The sequence below is a fragment of the Collinsella aerofaciens genome (genome assembly GCF_039752985.1).
Classification (GTDB): Bacteria; Actinomycetota; Coriobacteriia; order Coriobacteriales; family Coriobacteriaceae; genus Collinsella; species Collinsella aerofaciens_BT.
Window position 1 is genome coordinate 1 of sequence record NZ_JBDMHA010000013.1, and the last position, 20114, is coordinate 20114.

The following is a 20114-nucleotide window of genomic DNA, read 5'->3' on the forward strand; positions in this document are numbered from 1 at the left end:
ACGCCCTCATGGATTATCTCGCTCCCCAGGGAGCGATTGTGCTCATGGAAGCTGAGCATATGTGCATGACCATGCGCGGCGTGCAAAAGCCCGGCACCAAGACCGTGACGCTCGCTCGCCGCGGCGTCTTTGAGACCGACCCCGCGCTCGAAGAGCGTTTCTTTAGGATGCTGGGACGCTAACTATGAGAGTCGTCAACGACTTTACATCGAATACTGACGAGGGAACGCCGCGTCGCGGTTTTATGGCTTCGGGCCTGGCGCCTTTTGGCGTCATGCCTCGTATCGATTATATCTGTGCCAACGGCCTGTTCCGGCGCCACCTGGGCAACATTGCTCAGCTGGAATCGGGGCGCATCTTCTGCCGCCACGGTATCGACCATCTGCTCGATGTCGCTCGCATTATGTGGATTAAGAATCTCGAGGAAGATCTCGAGTTTGACCGCGAGGTCATCTACGCCACGGCACTTCTTCACGATATCGGCAAAGATGAACAGTATGAATCGGGTATATCCCATGATGTTGCAAGCGAACGCGTCGCTGATGCAATTCTCGGCGGCATGCCTGATGACGTGGCGTTTGAGCCGGCCGATGCCGCAGCCATTAAGACGGCCATTCTGGGCCATCGAAAGCTGCGCGTGAACAGCCAACCGCTTGAGCGTTTGCTCTATGCAGCCGACAAAGCGTCGCGCGCCTGCTTTGCATGCCCCGCGCGCAATGCTTGCAACTGGAGCGATGATAAAAAGAACCTGTCGATTCGCGTGTAGTTAGTTTGCGCGGTCGGGGTTCTAAACGAAGGAGACGATCGCGATGAGCAACAAGAAACTGCCCGAGAATGCAACCAAGACTGAAGGCGCCGAGCTCGCCCGCCGTGGAAGGGGCGAAATATCCACCGCAACGGCGGTTCCCCACGTGAGCTATGACGATCTGCGCCATGCCGACCGTATTACTATCGACGGTCTCGAGGTCTTTGCCAACCACGGCGTGTATCCCGAAGAGAACGCGCTGGGCCAGAAGTTCATCGTGTCCTTGGTGCTCTATGCCGACCTGCGTGCAGCGGGGGAGCACGATAACCTGGACGCTTCGATTGACTACGGCTCGGTGTGCCACGATGTCGATGGCTATCTGCGCGAGCATACGTTTAAACTCATCGAGGCGGCAGCCGAGGGTGTGGCCCAGATGCTGCTGCGTCGTTACCCCTTGCTGCTTGGCGTGCGTGTTAAGCTCGATAAGCCTTGGGCGCCCGTCGGTCTTCCCCTGGCAAGCTGCGGCGTCGAGATCGAGCGCGTGCGCTAACCGGTTCTAATACGTCTCTATGGGTGGCTGCTTGAGCCGCTGCGACAGCGCTCTATTGTTGGGGCAGTACCTGTCGAGCAGGGCGTGAAACCGCTGATTGTGGCTTGGCTCGAGCAAGTGGACGAGCTCGTGGGCGACAACCATGTCGAGACACTCGATGGGATAAGCGGCAAGTTCGCGTGCGATGCGAATGGCTCCGGTCTTGGGCGTGCATGATCCCCAGCGCGTTTTCATGCTGCGCACGGAGACGCGGGAAACGGCGACACTCATTGTGATTTCGTATGCGTGCACGATGTCGCGTAGCGCTGCGGTGACCTCGGTCGTATAAAGCTGGCTGATGTGGGCTTGGAGCTCGTCGGACGTTAGGCCGTCGAGGATTACGCGCCGCTTGGCCTGTGGGCCTTCGTCCGATTCGTCGGTACCCATAAAGCTTGCGAAGGTGGCCTGCTTGGGCCGCGGCGCGGGTGATGCAAAGTTGTGATCGAGTGCATCCTGTACCGTGATGGGCTTGCCCCAAAGTGCAATGACGGACGAGGTGCTGAGCGGCTCTCGCGCCGTCGCCTGATGTTGCTCGCGCTTGGCAAGTCGGCTGACAATCCAGGTGCTGTTGCGCTTCACAAATGCCTCGATGCGCTCGCGGCTGGCGCCGAGCGGTGCGCTGGCGTGGACCTCACCGCTTGATGTGACGCGTAGGTTGAAGTTTTTGACGCGCTTTTTGGTAACGACGACGGAGATGGGCGTCCCATCCGGTCGGGATATGGAAATCGTAAATTGCTGCGTCAAAAGCGGTCCTTCAGATTGGGGACGGGCCGGCATGTCGACCGTTCGGCATGCCGGCCCGCTCAAGGGATGTGAAATTAATAACGCTCAAAGAAGGCAAGCGCGTTGTCGCTACAGAGCTTCTGCATCACGGTCTTGCCAAAATGCTTGGAAAGCATGTTCTGGAACTCGGGCATCATGCTGGCATCGGAGAGGAAAGCGGGCACCGTGGCACCGTCCCAGTCGCCGCCGAGCGCGATGACGTCCTCGCCGCCCAGGTCGAGCCAGTGCTCGATATGTGCCGCCAGCTGGTCGAAGGTGACGTCTGCGGCGGTCTTGTCGGTTGCGTCGTTGGATAGGAACTCGCTGCAGTAGTTGAGGCCGACGATGCCGCCCATGTCGCGAATGGTGCGGAACTGGTCGTCGGTGAGGTTGCGCTTGACGCCGCAAACCGCACGGGAGTTGGAGTGGCTGGCGACGAAGGGGCGCGTGGCGTGGGCGACAACCTCGTCAAAGCACTCATCGTTGAGGTGGGAGACGTCGAGTACCATTCCGGCGTGCTCCATCTGCGTAAGTGCCTCGATGCCGGCGGCGGTGAGGCCGGCGTGGGTATCGTGTCCGCTCGCGAGCGGTCCCTGCGCGTTCCAACTGAGTGACGACATAAGCACGCCCAAGCTCTTGAGCACCTCGATCAGTGCGGGGTCCTCGGCAAAGAACGTGGCGTTTTCGATGGTGTGGATGCAAGCGACCTTACCGTCCTTGAGCGCGGGGCGAATGTCTGCGGCGCTGCGTACGTTGACCATGCGGTCGTGGTTGAGCATTGCCTGGCCGCTCATATGCGCCATGATTTGCGCCTGGAAGCGCGCGGCGTGGGCGGTGGGAATCTCGTCGGGGACAAACGTGGCGAAGCACTGTGCCCACGGCGTGTTGCCGATCTTTGCGAGCGAGATGGCGCAGGCGTTGCCCTCGATGAGGTCGAAATCTTGCGGATGCGTTTCGTCGCCGGGGAAATAACCGTCGGTGCCGGCGGTAAAGCGCAGATCGAGATCGAGCGTGGCCCAGCCGATTCGGTCGGCGGTGTCGCAGTGTAGGTCAAATACGGGATATGCCATGGTTCCTCCGGTTGCAGCGTTTCTTTGCAAACTGTCATTGAATTGTATGACTAGGGTATAGTTAGCGCCATATGTTCACGGCGGCCTGCGTTGTGCGCCGCCCTTATCACGGAGGTTACCATGTCCAACCAGGGCAAGAAGGTCAAGACCCATTATCGCGGCACGCTCGACGACGGCACGCAGTTCGATAGCTCCTACGATCGCGGCGAGCCGCTGGAGTTCACCTGCGGCGCCGGTCAGATGATCAAGGGCTTCGACGCCGCTGTTGTCGACATGCAGGTGGGCGAGAAGAAGACCGTGCACATCCCGGCTGCCGATGCCTACGGCGAGCACAATCCTGAGATGGTTATTACCTTCCCGGCCGAGCAGGTTCCCAACATCGAGCAGATCGAGAAGGGCATGAAGCTCTTCCTGTCCACGCCGAGTGGCATGCCTGTCCCCGCCGTCGTCATTGACGTGACGCCCGAGGCCGTGACGCTCGACGCCAACCACGAGCTGGCCGGCAAGGACCTCAACTTTGATATCGAGCTCGTCGAGGTCGAGGGTTAGAGTATGCCTGAACGCTTGGTTTCGACGACATGTTTGGGAAATCTCAACGATCCGTCCTATGAACTCCTGCTTCGCCGGGAGCTGGGCGGTGTCTTTGAGGTCGATGAGCTACTGCTCGATTGGGACCAGGCTGATGTATGCGCGTTTGCGGGCGTGACGGAGCTGGGGCGCACGATCGATGTTCGGCCGGATGCTACCGACGGTGGTCGTCTTGCCGACGGCGACGTGCTCGCCATTGACCGTTCGGGCGTTGTGCCCGTGGCGGTTGTCGTGCGCCTGCGCAGCGCCGAGGTTTATTTGGTCGAAGTCGACCGCATGGATCCGATTGCGCTCGCGCATGCGTGCTGGGAGATCGGCAACATGCATGCGCCGCTCTTCCGGGGCGACTCGGACGAGCATACCGTGCGCATGTATACGCCGGTGCAGCCTGTTTTGGGCCGCATGCTCCGGGGTATCGAGGGCGTTCGCCTCTCGGTGGTTACCCGTGAACTCGATACGGACCGGCGCTTTGCGTCGAGTGCGGCGGAGGTCGTCGTTAGCATGGCTCCGGACTTTACCATCGTAAAGAAGGCGCGCGGTTAACGTGCGTATGAGTAAGACGGACTTTGAGAGGCAGCTATTCAAAGTCCGTCTTACTGTTGATGAGGTGCTTTGGGGGAAAGCATATGGGTCTTGAGGGAATCAAGCTGATTGCATGCGATTTGGACGGCACGTTGCTGCATCCGGGGGAGCGCGAGCCGCGTTCCGAGGCCTTTGAGCTTATCGATGAGCTACATCGTCGCGGTATCGTGTTTATGCCGGCGAGCGGCCGTCAATATGCGAGCTTGCGCTACCTGTTTGCCCCGGTGGCCGATGAGCTCGCCTATGTATGCGAAAACGGAGCCCTGGTGATGAGCGAGGGGCGTGCCGTCGTCAAGCGTTCCATGGAGCGTAGCCTTGCTATGGATATCGCGAATGCCGTGGTTGCGTATCCCCATGCCGACGTGACCCTTTCGTGTGAGGGGCACCTCTACACCATGAGCGGCAACGATGCGTTCGTCGACCATTTGCGCTATGAGGTCCACTGCGATGTGGCGGTGGTCGACCGTCCCGAGGACATCGACGAGGACGTCATTAAGATTGCCTTCCAGACGCCCGAGGTGGATCAGCCGGCGGCGCTGGAGCATTTTGAGCGCCTCTTCAGCGACCGTGTCGACGTGATGACGTCGGGAACCGAATGGACGGACTTTATCGGTTTCGGTTCGGGCAAGGGCTCCGCGCTTGCCGATTACGGTCGTGCCCTGGGTATTTCGCCCGATGAGATGATGGCGTTTGGCGACAATGAGAACGATCGCGACATGCTTAACGTCGTGGGCCATCCCTATCTGATGGAGAGCTGCAATCCCTCTATGCGTGGCATCAACGACCGCGTCCGCTACGTGCGCACGGTCGAAGAAGAGCTGCGTCGTCTACTTGCTGAGTAGACATTTGGGACATGTCTAGAAATCTACTTTTTGCTGCAGAGTGCGGAAAGGTGGATTTTAAGGCATGTCCCAAACATCTATCGGCAGTCGGGGCAGAGACCCTCGAAGATGGTGTAGTGCGACGTGACGTGCCAGCCGATTTGCTCGGACGCTTTGGCGTCGAGCTGGGCATCGAAGGGGAGCGGTACGTCGATGACGCGGCTGCACGAGGTGCAGATAATATGCGCGTGCGGCTCGATGGTGCGATCGAAGCGACTGCCGCCCGGTGTCTTGATGGAGAGAATCTCGCCGGCGTCGGCCAAGAGATTGAGATTGCGGTAGACCGTACCGCGGCTGATTTTGTCATCCTGCGCGCGCACGACGTTGTAGATTTCGTCGGCGGTGGGATGGTTATAGCTTTGGCGCACGGCGTCAAGAACCAGCTTTCGCTGCTTGGTATTCCTTCTTTGCACCGCCATGCGCCTCGCCTCTTTTCTATCAACGGTCGTAGGTAAATGATACCGTATTTAGCACACAATACTAATAATGAGGAGTGAAACCGTCTTCATTAGCAAGTGGGGCTCGGGCCTGGGCGTCTACGAGGCGAAAACGCGTTCCCATGCGCTCGTAGGAGGCATGAAGCGTCTCGAGATGAGATAGGATGTTTGCCGGAGCTCCCTGTATCTCCATCTCGACTGAGCCGTCTTCCATGTTACGCACCCAGCCGGTGAGGGAGCGCGCCTGTGCGAGGTTGGTGTTGGTGAAGCGGAAACCGACGCCCTGGACCTGCCCCTCCCACCGCAGGAAATAGCGCTGCGGGGCGTCTTGAGTGGCCTCGTCGCTTGCGAGCACAGTAAGCCTGCGGCGCAGCTCGAGCTCGACGTTTGACGGTTTTTGAGGCTCTCGACTGCCGCTGGTGACGCTGGAGAAGAACGTATCGAAGAAGCCCATCGCTATGCCTGCTTGCCTGCGTCGGCCGGGAAGGTTATGCCGGCCTGCTGGCGCACGGCATCCATGATGCGCAGTGAGACGAGCGTGACATCGCGGTAGTGGCCAAGCTCGTGGCGTCCCGCCGGGGTCTCCCAAATCTCTTCCTTGACGTTATCGATGCCGCCGATGGCGGTGATGAAGTCTGTGAGTTCGTATTCCATGGTGTTGCTCGATTTGGGCAGGTCGAGCACGCGGCCGTTATCGCCCTGTTCGCGCGGCGCCTCGGTCGCCGAGCCGCGTACGACGTCGCCGCGATAGTCGATGCGGACGTTGCGGGGCGTGGACAGATGGTCGATCTGGATAGTGCCACGCTCGCCTTCGATCTGCGAGGGCAGTAGGTCATTCGTAATTTTGGAGTGCGCGAGCTCGACGGAGATACGGCCACCGCCGTAGCTGGCGAGGACGGAACCGCAGCCGTCGATGGGGCCGTGCGTGAGCTGTCGCGTGGTGGGGTCGAGCAGAGTAGCCATGCTCGTAAGGCCGGAGGGCATGCCGAAAATCTCGACCATGGGCTCGACGGTGTAGACGCCAATATCCATGAGGGAACCCGATGCCATATTGCAGTCGAAGATATTGGTGGCGCGTCCCGCGAGAATCTCGTTGTAGCGCGAGGAATACTTGCCAAAGCGCAATGAGGCGCGGCGGATGGGCGCAATCTCGCCCAGGGCGTCCTCGATGGCGTGGAAAGCGGGGTCATGGAGCGGGCGCATGGCCTCGAGGGCTACGACGCCCGCTGCCTCGGCAGCGCGGAAGACTTCCAGCGCCTGCGCCTCGGTGGCGCAGAAGGGCTTCTCGACGATGACGTGCTTGCCACCAGCGATGCAGGCAAGGGCCTGCTCGTAGTGAAGTGCGTTAGGGCTGCCGATGTAGACGGCGTCGACGTCGTCGGCAGACGCAAGCTCGTCAAGTGCGGTGAAGTTACGCTCGCCGCCGTGCTTAGCGGTGAAGGCGGCGCCGCGATTTGCATCGCGCGAGAGCGTGCCCACAAACGCGGCTTGGTCGTTGGCGTTGACGACCTGGATAAAGTCGTCGGTAATCATGGATGTGCCGATGGTCGCTATACGCAGCATGTATCCCCCTCGTGCCGTTCGGTTTACAGGATGAGTGTAGCGCGGGAGGACACAAAAGCGTGCGAAAACGCCGTTACAGGTCGCTCTCGTTAAAGCCGGCGTCGATATCGAGGTTGGCTCCGTCGGCCGCGGTGGTGGCGAGCTCGTCGCAGCGCTCATTGAGCTCGTGGCCGGCATGCCCCTTAACCCAGATGAACTCAACCTTGTGCTTGCTCTTTGCGGTGAGCAGGCGCTCCCACAAATCGCGGTTCTTGACAGGCTGCTTGTTGGCGGTCTTCCAGCCGCGTTTTTTCCATCCGTCAATCCAGTGCTTGTTGAAGGCGTTGACGACGTACTGCGAATCGGAATGGACTTCGACGTCGCAGGGGCGGTTGAGCGCCTCGAGTGCCACGATGACCGCCATGAGCTCCATGCGGTTGTTGGTGGTCTTGGCGTAACCGCGCGAAAGCTCGGAGGTGAAGGTCTTGCCGGCGGGGCTGGTGTATTTGAGCACGGCGCCATAACCGCCGCGTCCCGGATTTGATCGGGCCGAGCCGTCGGTATAGATGATGACCTTCACATGGTTCCTTTCGTTGGGTATGTTTCGTGCGAGTGACCATTGTAGCGCCATGCCCGCCGGGGGCTAGCAATTTACGATTTCTACCCCGTCTTCCGACAGTTGGTTGGCATGGATGATGCGGTTGAGCTCGTCGAGGTATTGCTGCAAGAGGGGAGAGGGCTTGCGGTCGTCATGCATGATGTAGCCCACATGCATCGTCGGGGCGTCTGCCAAGGGGATCGAGGCCATGCCCCACTGCATTTCGCTGGAGAGTACGCCGGTCGACAGCGCATAGCCGTTCGAGGTGATAAGCAGGTTGGTGAGCGTCCCGCGGTCGGATACGCGGATATTGCGGTTGCAGGGAATATAGCTAAACGGCTCCTCGGCGTAATAGAAGGAGTTCGAGGTGCCTTGCTCAAAGCTGTAGCGCGTATAGGGCGTAAGGTCGGCAAGGGACAGCTGCGAGCGACGGGCGAGCGGGTGGCGTTCGCTCACGAACACGTGGACCTTCGCGTCAAAGAGGGGATGGAAGCTCGCTCGGGCATCGGTAAAGGCCTTCTGCAAGACACGGGTATTAAAGTCGTCCAGATAGAGGATGCCGATGTCGCTGCGAAACGCGCGCACGTCGTCGATGATCTGCGCTGTGGTGGTCTCGCGCATGATGAACTCGAACTTGCTATCGCGGCAGCGCTCGACCACGTTGACAAAGGCCTCGACCGAAAAGGCGTAGTGCTGGGCGGAAATGGCGAGGCGGGCTTGCGGGGTGCCGCCGTCCTCGTAGCGGGCCTCGAGCATGTCGGCCTGCTCTACGACCTGGCGTGCATAACCCAAAAGCTCGGTGCCGTCGTTGGTGAGTGCAACACCGCGGCTGGAGCGCGTAAAGATTTCGATATGAAGTTCCTGCTCCAGGCTTTTGACGGCATTGGAGATATTGGACTGCGCCGTATAGAGGCGCTGGGCTGCGGCGTTGATCGAACCGGACTCTGCCACGGCGATCAAAAAGCGAAGCTGCTGGAGGGTCATCGGCGCCCGTCCTTTCGAGTGTTATCTATAAAACCGATAAAAAGTTAGCGCTTTTAAGTGATTGACCGAGGGAAACAATGCTCGTACTATTCAAAACACACAAAGGCGGTAGGTAATTAAGCCGACCACGGAACCGGGATGCGAAAGGAGGCCCGCATATGAACTGCTTACCAAGACGAATGCCGGGCTCCTGTTTGCGCCCGTCGGCGTGATCAGGAGACAGCCACTTACTTCTCTTACTCTTATTACTTATATTCGATCAAGGAGATCATCATGAGCCAGTTCATCAACAACCCCGAGCACACCTTTGGTTTCGACACCCTGCAGCTTCACGTTGGCCAGGAGAGCGCCGATCCTGCATCCGACTCCCGTGCCGTGCCTATCTACCAGACCACGAGCTATGTGTTCCGCAACTCCCAGCACGCCGCCGACCGCTTTGGTCTTGCCGACGCCGGTAACATCTACGGCCGTCTGACCAACTCCACCCAGGGCGTCTTTGAGGACCGTATCGCCGCCCTCGAGGGTGGCGTGGCAGGTCTTGCCGTCGCCTCCGGCGCTGCTGCCATCACCTATACCCTGCAGGCTCTTGCCCAGGCCGCTGACCACGTGGTGGCTCAGAAGACCATCTACGGTGGCTCCTACAACCTGCTGGAGCATACGCTCTCCCAGTTTGGCGTCGAGACCACGTTTGTCGATGCCCATAACCTGGAAGAGGTCGAGGGTGCCATCAAGGACAACACCACGGTCATCTATCTCGAGACGCTCGGCAACCCCAACTCCGACATCCCCAACATCGACGCCATCTCCGAGATCGCCAAGAAGCACGGTCTGCCGGTTGTCGTCGACAACACCTTCGGCACCCCGTATCTGTTCCGTCCGCTGGAGCATGGTGCCAACATCGTCGTCCACTCCGCAACCAAGTTCATCGGCGGCCACGGCACCTCGCTGGGCGGTGTGATCGTCGACGGTGGTAATTTCGATTGGAAGGCGAGCGGAAAGTACGCCCAGATCGCTGAGCCCAACCCCTCCTACCACGGTGTCTCGTTTGCCGAGGCTGCCGGTCCCGCCGCCTTCGCAACCTATGTCCGCGCTATCCTGCTGCGTGACGAGGGCGCCTGCATCAGCCCGTTCAACGCCTGGGTCCTGCTCCAGGGCACCGAGACCCTGTCTCTGCGCGTCGACCGCCATGTCGAGAACACCAAAAAGGTCGTTGAGTTCCTTACCGGCGACAGCCATGTTGCCAAGGTGAACCACCCGAGCTTGCCCGAGCACCCCGACCATGAGCTGTACCAGAAGTACTTCCCCAACGGCGGTGCCTCGATCTTTACCTTCGAGATTAAGGGTGGCCAGGAGGCAGCTTGGAAGTTCATCGACCATCTGCAGGTGTTTTCGCTGCTCGCCAACGTGGCCGACGTCAAATCGCTCGTCGTACACCCGGCTACCACCACGCACTCCCAGCTCTCTGCCGAGGAGCTCGCCGAGCAGAACATCACGCCCTCCACGATCCGTCTTTCCATCGGTACCGAGAACGCCGAGGATATCATTTGGGATCTGAAGCAGGCCTTCGCCGCGCTGGACGAGTAAGGCGACTTGTGCAAGGACCCCTTGCGACTCGATAGGTATAACTGCATAAAATGCCTGCTCAAGGCGCCTGTGTGAACTATGGTTGCACAGGCGCTTTTTTGCATAGAGAGGGTGTAAAAACAGGGTTTTTGGCACGCTTTATGCATTCGAGTTGTGGAAAACTCCTGTTAAGAGGATGTGAGTTTTACGCAATTGACGTGCGCCTTTTGAGTAAAACCGCAGGTCGCGATTTGCTCGGGGTACTATGCAGCGCGATCGAATCACACGCAGCTCAAACGCAGCAAAAACACACTACGGAGGTTTCCAGCTACATGAGGATCGATTCACGAAAACCGAAAGCCGCCGCCCTTTCCGCCGCTCTGACTGTGGCACTTTTGGCGGGCGCCGGCGCAACTGATGCCCACGCGGCAACACTATCCGATGCGGTCGGATCTACGCCGTCCGAGGCGACGCTGGTGCAGCCCGTCGACTACCGCGGTGACGGTTATGGCTCCATGCAAGAGTGGAACGCCTCGATGGGGGCAAAGCGCGATTCCCTGGAGATGCGCGCTCAGATCATTATGAATATGTATGGCGACTATGCTACCGATGACGAGCGCGCTGTGTTGCAGGGCTGCATCGACGGTGCGGGTAGCCTGTTGACGATGGGGGAGGTCGACGCCAAGTCGACCGAGCTCGACGAGCTGCGCTCCACGCTCGAGGATGCCAAGCGCGAGGCGCTCGAGGCTGCCGCAGCCGAAGCCGAGGCCGCTGAGGCCGTTCAGGCATCGTATTACAACGCCGGCTCCGGCTCGTCTTACGCGTCTGCTGCGTATTACGCGAACGGCTCGGGCCTGACGCGCTCGAGCGGCGTCAATAACTATAACGGCCGCCGCGAGACTTATTACAGCAGCAACGTACTCTACCATCACCGCACGGGCGAATGGACGCAGGATTCCGAGGGCTTTTGGCGCGATTCCGATGGCTACTACGTCGTGGCCGCGGGCGATAAGGCCCAAGGCTCCACGTTTACCGGGTCCAAGGGCGAGTGCAAGGTCTATGACTCCGGCTGCGCTGCCGGAACCACCGATTACTACACTGGCTGGTAATTTTTCTGCATCACGGATACTTGGCGGACGGGCGTCTTTACCGAGCTTTAGGGCAACGTAAGGACGCCCGTTCTATGTATGCGTTTGAGTTAACAGAGCGCTTACCGTGGCAGTACGCCGCGCATATGGGCGCGGGACACACTAAGTCACGAGAAACAAAGTCTTTCTCGTGGAGGAAGTGGTCTTGTGAACGCTCGAGATATCGCCGTTGCCGCCGTTGCATTGACGCTTGGTTGCCTTGGTCCTACGGCCGCGCTCGTCGCGGGTATGCAGGGGTCTTGTGGGGCTGCCCCTATCGTGGTCGGTGCGTTGATCGCGGCTGCGCTGCTGGGAAGTGCGGGTGTAGTTCTTTGCCGCGATGGCGAGGACGAGGTGCCTGAGTCGCAACGCTAACTGTTGTGAGGTTGCCGCCGGTCATAGACGAAGATGAAAGCCGCCGCAGGGGAAAGGTTCCCTTGCGGCGGCTTTGCTGTTAAGGCTGTTGAATGCGGCGCGTTGGCGCTACCAGCTTACCTCGATATCGCGAATGCGCTGATAGAGCCATTCGTTCTGCGGTGTCTGGATATCGTGCTTGGCCGCCAGACGGCAGATGGTGCCCGCGAACTCCTCGACTTCGGTTTTTCGTTGTGCGATGCGGTCCTGTGCCATCGAGGGCATACCGGCGGGGTCGATTCCCTCGATGAGGTGCACCATCTGCGTCAGGTCTGCCTCAGTCAGCTCAATGCCCTCGGCGTTGGCGACCGCAAGCGTTTCGCGCATGGCGGAAACAAAGCAGCGACGCTGCTCGGAGCCCGGCTCCGTGGCGCTTCCGTAGGTCCCGCTGTAGGCCATGCACGTCTGGTTGATGCCGTCGTTGAGCATGAGTTTGGCCCACATGCGGTGCGCAATATCGCTCTCGACGGTATGGGCGATGCCGCAGCGCGTGTAGAGCTCGTCGATGGCGGTGACGGTTGCGGGCTCGGTGCCGGCCGCCGCGCCAAAGCGGATTTCGCCCGCATTGGTAAAGGTGAGCGCGCCGTCGAGGAATACGGCGTCCATGCCCTGGCAGATACCCAGGACGGTGTGCTTCCAGCCAAAGCGCTCGGCAGTCTTTTGCTCGCTCGTAATGCCGTTGCACAGCGAGGCGATGAGCGTGTTGGGTCCCACGACGCGCTCCATAGTCTTGAGTGCTTGGTTGAGTCCAGTCGTCTTGACCGTGAGAATGACCAGATCGGCGGGCGTTGCCTCGCTGACGCGGACGGATTTTAGCGCACAGGGCTTGCCGTTGACGGTGAGCGCGTCGCCCGCGTGACGCTCAAAACGGGCGTCATCCATAACGTATTCGACGGCGTCATTGCCGAGGGCCTTGGCAATCATGCTGCCGTAGAGCAGGCCGACGCCGCCCTTGCCGATAAAGGCGACCTTGTTGATCTGCACGTGAATCATCTCCCCATATATAAGGCGCCCGCGTAAGGGGCGCCTGATGGATTGTATGTCGCCGGGACGTTTGGTGAGCGCGCGGGGCTGCTGTTAAGAAAAAGAAACTATTGCGCTGTGCGCTTATGCCGCAGGGCAGACCGCGAAAACGCGTGCGGGATATCCAACGCCATCGCGCACCTTGGGGAAGGTGCAGAAGATGACAGCGCCTGTGGCGGGAAGCTCGTCCAGATGGTCCATGACCTCGATCTGATAACGGTCGACCGAGAGGATGTATTGTTCACCGGGGTAGGGGTAGGCGTCCTCGCGCGTGGTCACGCTGCCTCCTTTCATCGGGCTTTTTGCTGATGTTAAAGCGGTGTCGTGACGGCTCGATTTCTGCTACGTTACGATACGTTCTCGATTGCGATTCCAATGTGTTTCGACGGCGTGGCCGTTGTGTTTCGCCTCATTAGGGCTTCGAGGGGAGAGGAAAGGCAGTGCAATATCGCGTTGACCCCAAAAGCGGCAACCGTATCTCGGCGCTGGGGCTGGGTTGCATGAGGTTTCCCGGCGCGCCGGGACGCCCCGATGCGAAGACAGCCGATGCCATCATTTCCCGTGCGGTGGAGCAGGGGATTAACTACCTGGACACGGCCTATCTCTATCCCGGCAACGAGGCTTGCGTGGGCGCTTCGCTTGAGCGCCTAGGCCTACGCGACCAGGTTTTGCTCGCGACCAAGCTGCCACATGCTTTGTGCAAATGCGCGGAGGATTTCGACCGCTTTTTTGACGAGCAACTGCACCGTTTGCGGACTGACCATATCGACTACTACCTCATGCACAACATCACCTCGCCCGCGCAGTGGGAGCGCGTGGCAGCGTTGGGTATCGAGGACTGGATTGCGCACCAAAAGGCTGCGGGGCGTATTCGCCAGATAGGTTTTTCGTACCACGGCAGTGCGGCGGACTTTCTCACGATGCTTGACGCGTATGACTGGGACTTTTGCCAGATCCAGTACAACTACGCTGGAGAGCGCTACCAAGCGGGAACGGCGGGACTCATGGCGGCCGCCGAGCGCGGGCTCGCGGTGTTTGTGATGGAGCCGCTGTTGGGCGGACGTTTAGCGGGCAAACTGCCTCCGCGTGCCCGCGCCGTGTTCGATGGCGTACGCGATCCGTACCTGAAGACGCCGGCTGCTTGGGGCCTTTCGTGGGTGTGGAACCATCCTCAAGTCACGATGCTGCTTTCGGGCATGACCGATACCGCGCAGGTGGACGAGAACGCGGCATTGGCGGATCGCGCACTGCCGGATTCGATGACGACAGAGCAGCTCGATACCATCGCACGTGTGCTGGGAGAGTTTGAGAAATCGAATCGCGTGCCGTGTACGGGGTGCGGCTACTGCATGCCGTGCCCCAAGGGCATCAATATTCCCGGTTGCTTTGGCGCCTACAACGCGAGCTACGCGCATAGTTGGTTTACGGGGCTGTCTCAATACTTTACGGCAAGCGCGGTGCGGACGAACGAGCCCAAGCTGGTGAGCAATTGCGTCAAGTGCGGCAAATGCGCGCGTCACTGTCCGCAGCACATCGATATTCCCGAGCGTCTCGACGATGTGCGCCGACGTTTCCAGCCTGGCCCCGTAACGGCCGCGCTTAAGGCCTTTTGCAAAACGCGCTCCTGATGCCCCTTTTATAACTTGCGGTGGAATAGTTCCTGTTTGCGGCAGAATAGGGGCCAAACAGGAACTATTTCACCGCAACTGAAGGGGGCTGTCGTGGACCATCGGGATTCATGTGATGACTTACGTGAGGTTCGTTGGGGCGTTTTGGGCGCTGGGAACATATCGCATCGATTTGCATCGTCGCTCAAGGAGGTGGACGGGGCACGGCTTGTGGCTGCCGCCGGTCGCACTCCTTCGCATGTTGAGGAGTTTTGCAGGGCGTTTTTGATTGATGCCGCGCACAGTTATGCCACGGCTGACGATAGCGGCGATGCGGCTTATGATGCGCTGATTGCCGACCCCGATGTCGACGCAATCTACTTGGCTCTTCCACATGGCATGCATGCGCATTGGGTCTGTCGGGCACTGCGCGCGGGAAAGGCCGTGCTGTGCGAAAAGCCGGCCGTTTTGAATGAAGAAGAGGCTCTCTCGATTGCCTCCACCTCTCGCGAGCGCGGCGTGCTGTTTATGGAGGCGATGAAAAATCGGTTTTGCCCGATGCGTACTCGCGTGAAGGGCTTGCTTGCGTCGGGCGAGCTCGGCCGTATCGTCTCGATTGAAAGCGTGCAAAAACTCGATTATGGTGAGCCCCCTTCGAGTTATCTGCTCGACCCGTTGCAGGGTGGCTGTCTATATGACATGGGCTGCTATGTGGTCGGGTGGTTTGAGGATTTGCTCGCGGGTGCGTGCGATGTTTCGTCTCGTGAAGTTCGCTGGCGTGACGTATCGGGCGGCCGCGTGGATTGGGCCGACGAGATCCATATGAGCGTCGGCGGTATACCCATTCATATGGTGTGCGACGGCAAAGCAGCATATGAAAGCCGCTTAACGATTGCCTGCGAGCGGGGCTCGTTGGAAATCGACCGTCTCCATCGCCCCGAGCTCGCCCATGTGAAGTATTCCGACGGGCGAACGCTCGAAATAAATGCCCCGTTTGAGGTCGATGATTTCTACGGCGAAATCCAGCATGCGACCCAGCTCATCCGGGCGGGGAAACTCGAGAGTCCCGTCATGCCCCTTGCCGCCACACAGCGCTGCGCGCGCATTATCGATGCAATCCGTCTAGCCCTCTAGGCTTGGCGCTGACGCGTAGGGGATCATGACGCTGGCGCCCGTAGCCGTAGTGCTTGGCGGCCCGCATCTCTGATGCCCCTTTTATAAGTTGCGGTGGAATACGGTCTATTTGCGCCAAAATAAGGCACCAATAGACCGTATTTCACCGCAACTGATGAGGGGGAGCTGGAGATGCTGACGATTGGGTGTCATCTTTCGACGACGAAGGGCTATCGGGCGATGGGGGAGACGGCGCTATCCATTGGCGCCAATACCTTTGCATTCTTTACGCGCAACCCGCGCGGCGGCAAGGCGAAAGATCTTGACATGGATGACGTGGCGGCCCTGCGCGAGCTTATGGAGCAAAACGACTTCGGCCCACTCGTGGCGCATGCCCCCTATACCTACAACCCCTGTTCTGCCAAAGAGCGGGCGCGTGAGTTTGCCTTGGAGGCAATGGCCGAGGACTTGCAGCGTCTGGAAGCACTGCCCGGCAACTACTACAACTTTCACCCCGGCGCACATGTGGGGCAGGGGACTGATGCCGGCATTCAGATGATCGTCGACACCCTGTGCCAGGTGATGTTTGAGGGCCAGCAGACGACGGTGTTGCTCGAGACCATGGCCGGCAAGGGCACCGAGGTGGGCCGCAGCTTTGAGGAGCTGGCGCTCATCATCGAGGGCGTTGCCGACAAGCGCCCCGAGCTGTCGGCCAAGCTGGGCGTGTGTCTGGACACCTGCCATGTGAATGACGCCGGCTATGACATCGTCTGCGATCTTGACGGTGTGCTTGACGAGTTCGATCGTGTGGTGGGTATCGAGCGCCTGCGCGCCGTGCACATCAATGACTCCAAGAATCCCTGCGGCGCCCATAAGGACCGCCACGAATGCATCGGTAAGGGCTATCTGGGTAGTGAAGAGTTTGGCGGCGGTATGCAGGTTATGCAGAATATTGTATTGAATAGCCGCTTGCGTGCGCTTCCATTCATTTTGGAGACGCCTAACGAACTTGCAGGTTATGCAGCGGAAATTACGCTATTAAGGTCATTGCAGCAGTAATGACTGTCACAAAGTGGAGTGTTCCATTCACGTTATGGGTTTGTTTCAATCAGTTTTCTAATTGCAGTTTCGCATTTACGGGTGCATAATATCCAACAGTTTTTGCAGACCTCTGAATCAAACGGGGTCACCGGAAGGAGACTGATTATGAAGCTGAAGAAGCTTGGCGCATTTGCCGCCACGGGCGCCATGGCGATCGCCCTTGCACTGACGGGCTGCGGCTCGTCCAACGCCACCTCTGGTTCTGATGCCGGTTCCAGCAGCTCTGACGACGCTAAGGTCGAGAAGGTCGACGGCTCCAAGGAGTACGCGCTCGTCAAGGACGGTACGCTGACCGTCGGCACCTCTGCCGAGTACGCTCCGTTTGAGTACAAGGATGACAACGGCGATTATCAGGGCTTTGACCTTGAGCTCATCAAGGCTATCGGCGACAAGCTGGGCCTGGATGTCGAGTACGTCAACAATGACTTCGACACACTCGTACCCGGTGTCGCTTCGGGCGCTAAGTACGACGTCTCCATCGCGGCTATCACCGACACGCCCGAGCGTGAGAAGGAAGTCACTTTCTCCGATTCCTACTACATGGACGATCAGGCTATCGTGACCAAGGTCGATAACACCGACATCACGGCCGACAACTACAGCGAGAAGCTCAACAACGCCGACGCTACCATCATCGTTCAGTCTGGCTCGACCGCCGAGTCCTTTGCCCAGGAGAACTTCCCCAAGGCCAAGATCGTCCCCTACAAGGACGCTACCGAGTGCTTCAGCGCCCTGCAGTCCGATAAGGGCGACGCCGTAGTCACCAACCGCTCCGTTGCCAGCCAGCTGACCGCCGAGCAGTTCAACACCTGCCAGACCATCAAGCAGATCAGCACCGGCGAGGAGTACGCCATCGCCATCAACCAGGGCAACACCAAGCTCAAGGACGACATCAACCAGGCCATCAAGGACCTGACCGACGACGGTACCGTCGACGCCCTCATGGCTAAGTACAACATCAAGTAAAATAGCTACTTGATTGCGTGTAGGCCCTTTCCGTTTTGCGGAGAGGGCCTTTGCGCTTCTCTTGACGGAGAGTGCTTCCGTCTCGTTTTGCCGGCAACTTCTACGATAGGAGCCACCTTGTCTCGATTGAACGAAGGGGCTGCGGAGCAGCGTTTTCCACTGCTCGCCTTGCTCCAAAAGCTAGCCTGCGCCATGGCCGTGGCGCTCGCGCTGGTGTGCGTGGGGGCATATGCGCCCACGACCGCCCAGGCGCTTGAGACCGCAAAGATTACCGCCCGACCCAACACCGGTTCGGGCAGCGCTGTGGTCGGCGGCACCGAGACGCGCATTACCTGGGAGGTCCAGGCCGATGCCGACGAGGAACTGAGTGGTCTTTCGCTGACGTTTGCCGATGGCACGACCTTTGGTGCGGACGACACACGTCTGACGATGCTCTCGGGCGATGACCTTATGGACCGTACGCCCATGAAGCCTACGTGCAAGGTCGACGGCCAGACGCTCAAGATCGATTTTGGCGAGACGGCGCCCGCTGGCGGCTATTTCCGTGTCGAGGTCTACGGCGTGACCTTCCCCGTCGAGGGCGGCGACGAGGCCTTTAGCGGTACCTATACGCTCGCCGATGGTTCGACCAAGAAGATCTCCAAGATTCCATCGGTGGAGATCAAGGGCGTGACGGCATTCGATAACTTCCTGGCCGACCTTAAGGAGCAGCCGTGGGTCGAGGCATGGAATTCCAACATGTTCCTTCGCCTGTTCCTGAACCCGGTCATTTTGGTCCAGAGCCTGCCGATCGTCTTTAAGGGCTTCCTTATGTCGCTCTCGATCGTGCTCGTGGCGTTTCCGCTGGCCATTCCCTTTGGCTTTGCGCTGTCGCTCATGCGCATCTCCAAGTCGCGCATCCTGCGTTGCCTTGCCGGCATCTATGTGAATATCATCCGCGGTACGCCGGCGTTCCTGCAGATCTACATCGCGTTCTTTGGCCTGCCGCTGGCCGGCGTCAAGGTTGACGACTATGTGCTGGGCGTTATCGTCATGGCCATGAACTCGTCCGCCTACCTGTGCGAGATCTTCCGCGCCGGTATTCAGTCAATCCCCAAGGGCCAGAACGAGGCCGCGCGCTCGCTAGGCATGAACGCCTTCCAGACGCTGCTCTACGTCATGATTCCGCAGACGTTCCGCAATGTCCTGCCCACGCTGACCAGCGAGTTCATCCTGCTCTACAAGGATACGTCGCTGCTCGCCGCCGTGGGCGTGGTTGAGATCGTCATGAACGCTCGCACCATCGTGGCCACGACGGGCTCCATCACGCCGTATGTGGTTGCCGCGCTGTTCTACCTGGTCATCACTCTGCCGCTTGCGCGCTTGGTGAGCGGTCTTGAGGCGAGGCTGCTGGGTACGGCCGAAACCAAAAAGAAGCGTCCCACCAAGAGCGCCGGACAGGTCGTCGCGACGCCCGCCGATCACATCGCCGGTCTGTAAGGAGGTCCTATCATGAGCGAAACCAATAACTCGAACGAGGTCGTCGTCAGCATCAAGAACCTCCAGAAGGCCTTTGGCGATAACGTGGTCCTGCGCGATATCGATCTGGATGTGCACAAGGGCGAGGTCGTCGTAGTTCTGGGTCCTTCTGGCTCGGGCAAGTCGACGATGCTTCGCTGCATCAATCGTCTGGAGCATCCCACGAGCGGCTCGATTGTCGTTGAGGGCGTGGACGTGTGCGCCAAGGGCGTCGACCTCAACAAGGTACGTACGCATCTGGGCATGGTGTTCCAACAGTTCAATTTGTTCCCGCACCTGTCAGTCAAAAAGAACGTCATGCTTGCGCAGCAAAAGGTACTCAAGCGCAGCAAAGAAGAGGCCGAGAAGATCGCCATCGAGGAGCTGACCAAGGTCGGCCTTGCCGAGCGTATCGACTTTATGCCGAGCCAGCTGTCGGGCGGTCAGCAGCAGCGCGTGGCGATCGCCCGCGCCCTGTCGATGAATCCGCACGTGATGCTCTTTGATGAGGCCACGTCGGCACTCGATCCCGAGCTTGTCCGCGACGTTCTGGGTGTCATGCGCGACCTGGCACGCGACGGCATGACCATGATCGTCGTGACGCACGAGATGGGCTTTGCCCGCGACGTCGCCGACCGCGTGGTCTTTATGGACGGCGGCGTTATCGTGGAGGAGGGCTCGCCGAGCGAGGTCTTTGACCATCCCAAGAGCGAGCGCACCAAGGCGTTCTTGGGCAACATTTCCTAGATTGCATTGATATTTGAGCATAGTTTGAGTTGACGGGCTGTGGCGATGCTGCCGCGGCCCGTTTTGTATTTTGGCTAAAAGACAGCCGTTACCCCCCCCGTGGACTCTTCGGACACATGTTTGGTGAATTCTGTGGACGCGGTATGGGGCGCGTGTCAACCATGCGGCCTTTCATACA

Annotated in this window: 24 protein-coding genes; 15 read left to right on the forward strand and 9 right to left on the reverse strand. The window is 59.4% G+C overall.

Features of this window, described 5'->3' with window-relative positions; genetic code table 11:
* The 3 genes from ABHR76_RS02840 to folB form a co-directional block, all read left to right on the forward strand.
* A partial coding sequence (locus ABHR76_RS02840) for a GTP cyclohydrolase I (protein WP_346976748.1) occupies positions 1-182 on the forward strand: 182 nt, incomplete at its 5' end.
* A 2-nt stretch (positions 183-184) separates the two neighbouring features.
* On the forward strand, positions 185-766 hold the full coding sequence (locus tag ABHR76_RS02845) for an HD domain-containing protein (RefSeq protein WP_195232128.1): 582 nt from the start codon (positions 185-187) through the stop codon (positions 764-766).
* A 43-nt stretch (positions 767-809) separates the two neighbouring features.
* Positions 810-1295, forward strand: coding sequence for a dihydroneopterin aldolase (gene folB / locus ABHR76_RS02850; RefSeq protein WP_118226560.1), 486 nt, complete (start codon positions 810-812; stop codon positions 1293-1295).
* 6 nt (positions 1296-1301) lie between these two features.
* On the opposite strand, the gene ABHR76_RS02855 is transcribed toward folB, so the two are convergent.
* Together ABHR76_RS02855 and ABHR76_RS02860 are read right to left on the reverse strand one after the other, a co-directional pair.
* On the reverse strand, positions 1302-2078 hold the full coding sequence (locus ABHR76_RS02855; RefSeq protein WP_346976749.1) for a M48 family metallopeptidase: 777 nt from the start codon (positions 2076-2078) through the stop codon (positions 1302-1304).
* Between the two features lie 74 nt (positions 2079-2152).
* Positions 2153-3166, reverse strand: coding sequence for a dipeptidase (locus ABHR76_RS02860; RefSeq protein WP_346976750.1), 1014 nt, complete (start codon positions 3164-3166; stop codon positions 2153-2155).
* Between the two features lie 120 nt (positions 3167-3286).
* Here ABHR76_RS02860 and ABHR76_RS02865 point away from each other — a divergent pair, with 120 nt between their 5' ends.
* From ABHR76_RS02865 to ABHR76_RS02875, 3 genes are all read left to right on the forward strand, one after another.
* On the forward strand, positions 3287-3715 hold the full coding sequence (locus ABHR76_RS02865) for an FKBP-type peptidyl-prolyl cis-trans isomerase (RefSeq protein WP_055286916.1): 429 nt from the start codon (positions 3287-3289) through the stop codon (positions 3713-3715).
* A 3-nt stretch (positions 3716-3718) separates the two neighbouring features.
* Positions 3719-4297, forward strand: a complete 579-nt coding sequence (locus ABHR76_RS02870; protein WP_346976751.1) for an urease accessory protein UreE — start codon at positions 3719-3721, stop codon at positions 4295-4297.
* A gap of 83 nt (positions 4298-4380) precedes the next feature.
* The gene (locus tag ABHR76_RS02875) at positions 4381-5178 is read left to right on the forward strand and encodes an HAD-IIB family hydrolase (RefSeq protein WP_346976752.1); all 798 of its coding nucleotides are present in this window, start codon (positions 4381-4383) and stop codon (positions 5176-5178) included.
* Positions 5179-5255: 77 nt separating this feature from the next.
* Here ABHR76_RS02875 and ABHR76_RS02880 read toward each other — a convergent pair whose 3' ends face one another.
* The 5 genes from ABHR76_RS02880 to ABHR76_RS02900 form a co-directional block, all read right to left on the reverse strand.
* Positions 5256-5636, reverse strand: coding sequence for a Fur family transcriptional regulator (locus tag ABHR76_RS02880; RefSeq protein ID WP_099431458.1), 381 nt, complete (start codon positions 5634-5636; stop codon positions 5256-5258).
* Between the two features lie 61 nt (positions 5637-5697).
* Positions 5698-6108 carry an acylphosphatase gene (locus tag ABHR76_RS02885; protein WP_346976753.1) on the reverse strand — a complete coding sequence of 137 codons (411 nt, stop codon included), beginning with the start codon at positions 6106-6108 and terminating at the stop codon, positions 5698-5700.
* A 2-nt stretch (positions 6109-6110) separates the two neighbouring features.
* Positions 6111-7217, reverse strand: coding sequence for a Gfo/Idh/MocA family protein (locus ABHR76_RS02890; protein ID WP_346976754.1), 1107 nt, complete (start codon positions 7215-7217; stop codon positions 6111-6113).
* A 73-nt stretch (positions 7218-7290) separates the two neighbouring features.
* Positions 7291-7827, reverse strand: a complete 537-nt coding sequence (rnhA, locus tag ABHR76_RS02895) for a ribonuclease HI (protein ID WP_346976755.1) — start codon at positions 7825-7827, stop codon at positions 7291-7293.
* A 12-nt stretch (positions 7828-7839) separates the two neighbouring features.
* Positions 7840-8778, reverse strand: coding sequence for a LysR family transcriptional regulator (locus ABHR76_RS02900; protein ID WP_055309743.1), 939 nt, complete (start codon positions 8776-8778; stop codon positions 7840-7842).
* A 273-nt stretch (positions 8779-9051) separates the two neighbouring features.
* Here ABHR76_RS02900 and ABHR76_RS02905 point away from each other — a divergent pair, with 273 nt between their 5' ends.
* The 3 genes from ABHR76_RS02905 (at position 9052) to ABHR76_RS02915 (ending at position 11843) form a co-directional block, all read left to right on the forward strand.
* Entirely contained in the window at positions 9052-10362 is a 1311-nt protein-coding gene (locus ABHR76_RS02905) for an O-acetylhomoserine aminocarboxypropyltransferase/cysteine synthase family protein (protein WP_346976756.1), read from the forward strand.
* Positions 10363-10673: 311 nt separating this feature from the next.
* Positions 10674-11450: a hypothetical protein gene (locus tag ABHR76_RS02910; RefSeq protein WP_346976757.1), complete on the forward strand. Its 777-nt coding sequence runs from the start codon at positions 10674-10676 to the stop codon at positions 11448-11450.
* A gap of 186 nt (positions 11451-11636) precedes the next feature.
* Positions 11637-11843, forward strand: a complete 207-nt coding sequence (locus ABHR76_RS02915; protein WP_346976758.1) for a hypothetical protein — start codon at positions 11637-11639, stop codon at positions 11841-11843.
* Positions 11844-11951: 108 nt separating this feature from the next.
* On the opposite strand, the gene ABHR76_RS02920 is transcribed toward ABHR76_RS02915, so the two are convergent.
* Positions 11952-12875, reverse strand: coding sequence for a ketopantoate reductase family protein (locus ABHR76_RS02920; protein WP_346976759.1), 924 nt, complete (start codon positions 12873-12875; stop codon positions 11952-11954).
* 114 nt (positions 12876-12989) lie between these two features.
* A complete protein-coding gene (locus tag ABHR76_RS02925; RefSeq protein ID WP_138374657.1) occupies positions 12990-13184 on the reverse strand; it encodes a cyclase family protein in 195 nt (64 codons plus the stop codon).
* A 161-nt stretch (positions 13185-13345) separates the two neighbouring features.
* Here ABHR76_RS02925 and ABHR76_RS02930 point away from each other — a divergent pair, with 161 nt between their 5' ends.
* From ABHR76_RS02930 to ABHR76_RS02955, 6 genes are all read left to right on the forward strand, one after another.
* Entirely contained in the window at positions 13346-14533 is a 1188-nt protein-coding gene (locus ABHR76_RS02930) for an aldo/keto reductase (RefSeq protein WP_346976760.1), read from the forward strand.
* A gap of 93 nt (positions 14534-14626) precedes the next feature.
* The gene (locus ABHR76_RS02935; RefSeq protein ID WP_346976761.1) at positions 14627-15646 is read left to right on the forward strand and encodes a Gfo/Idh/MocA family protein; all 1020 of its coding nucleotides are present in this window, start codon (positions 14627-14629) and stop codon (positions 15644-15646) included.
* Positions 15647-15817: 171 nt separating this feature from the next.
* Positions 15818-16684, forward strand: a complete 867-nt coding sequence (locus ABHR76_RS02940; RefSeq protein ID WP_250787612.1) for a deoxyribonuclease IV — start codon at positions 15818-15820, stop codon at positions 16682-16684.
* A 147-nt stretch (positions 16685-16831) separates the two neighbouring features.
* Positions 16832-17692, forward strand: a complete 861-nt coding sequence (locus ABHR76_RS02945) for an ABC transporter substrate-binding protein (RefSeq protein WP_250787613.1) — start codon at positions 16832-16834, stop codon at positions 17690-17692.
* A 117-nt stretch (positions 17693-17809) separates the two neighbouring features.
* Positions 17810-19171: an ABC transporter permease subunit gene (locus tag ABHR76_RS02950; RefSeq protein ID WP_346976762.1), complete on the forward strand. Its 1362-nt coding sequence runs from the start codon at positions 17810-17812 to the stop codon at positions 19169-19171.
* A gap of 12 nt (positions 19172-19183) precedes the next feature.
* The gene (locus ABHR76_RS02955; protein WP_346976763.1) at positions 19184-19936 is read left to right on the forward strand and encodes an amino acid ABC transporter ATP-binding protein; all 753 of its coding nucleotides are present in this window, start codon (positions 19184-19186) and stop codon (positions 19934-19936) included.
* The last annotated feature ends 178 nt before the right edge of the window (positions 19937-20114 follow it).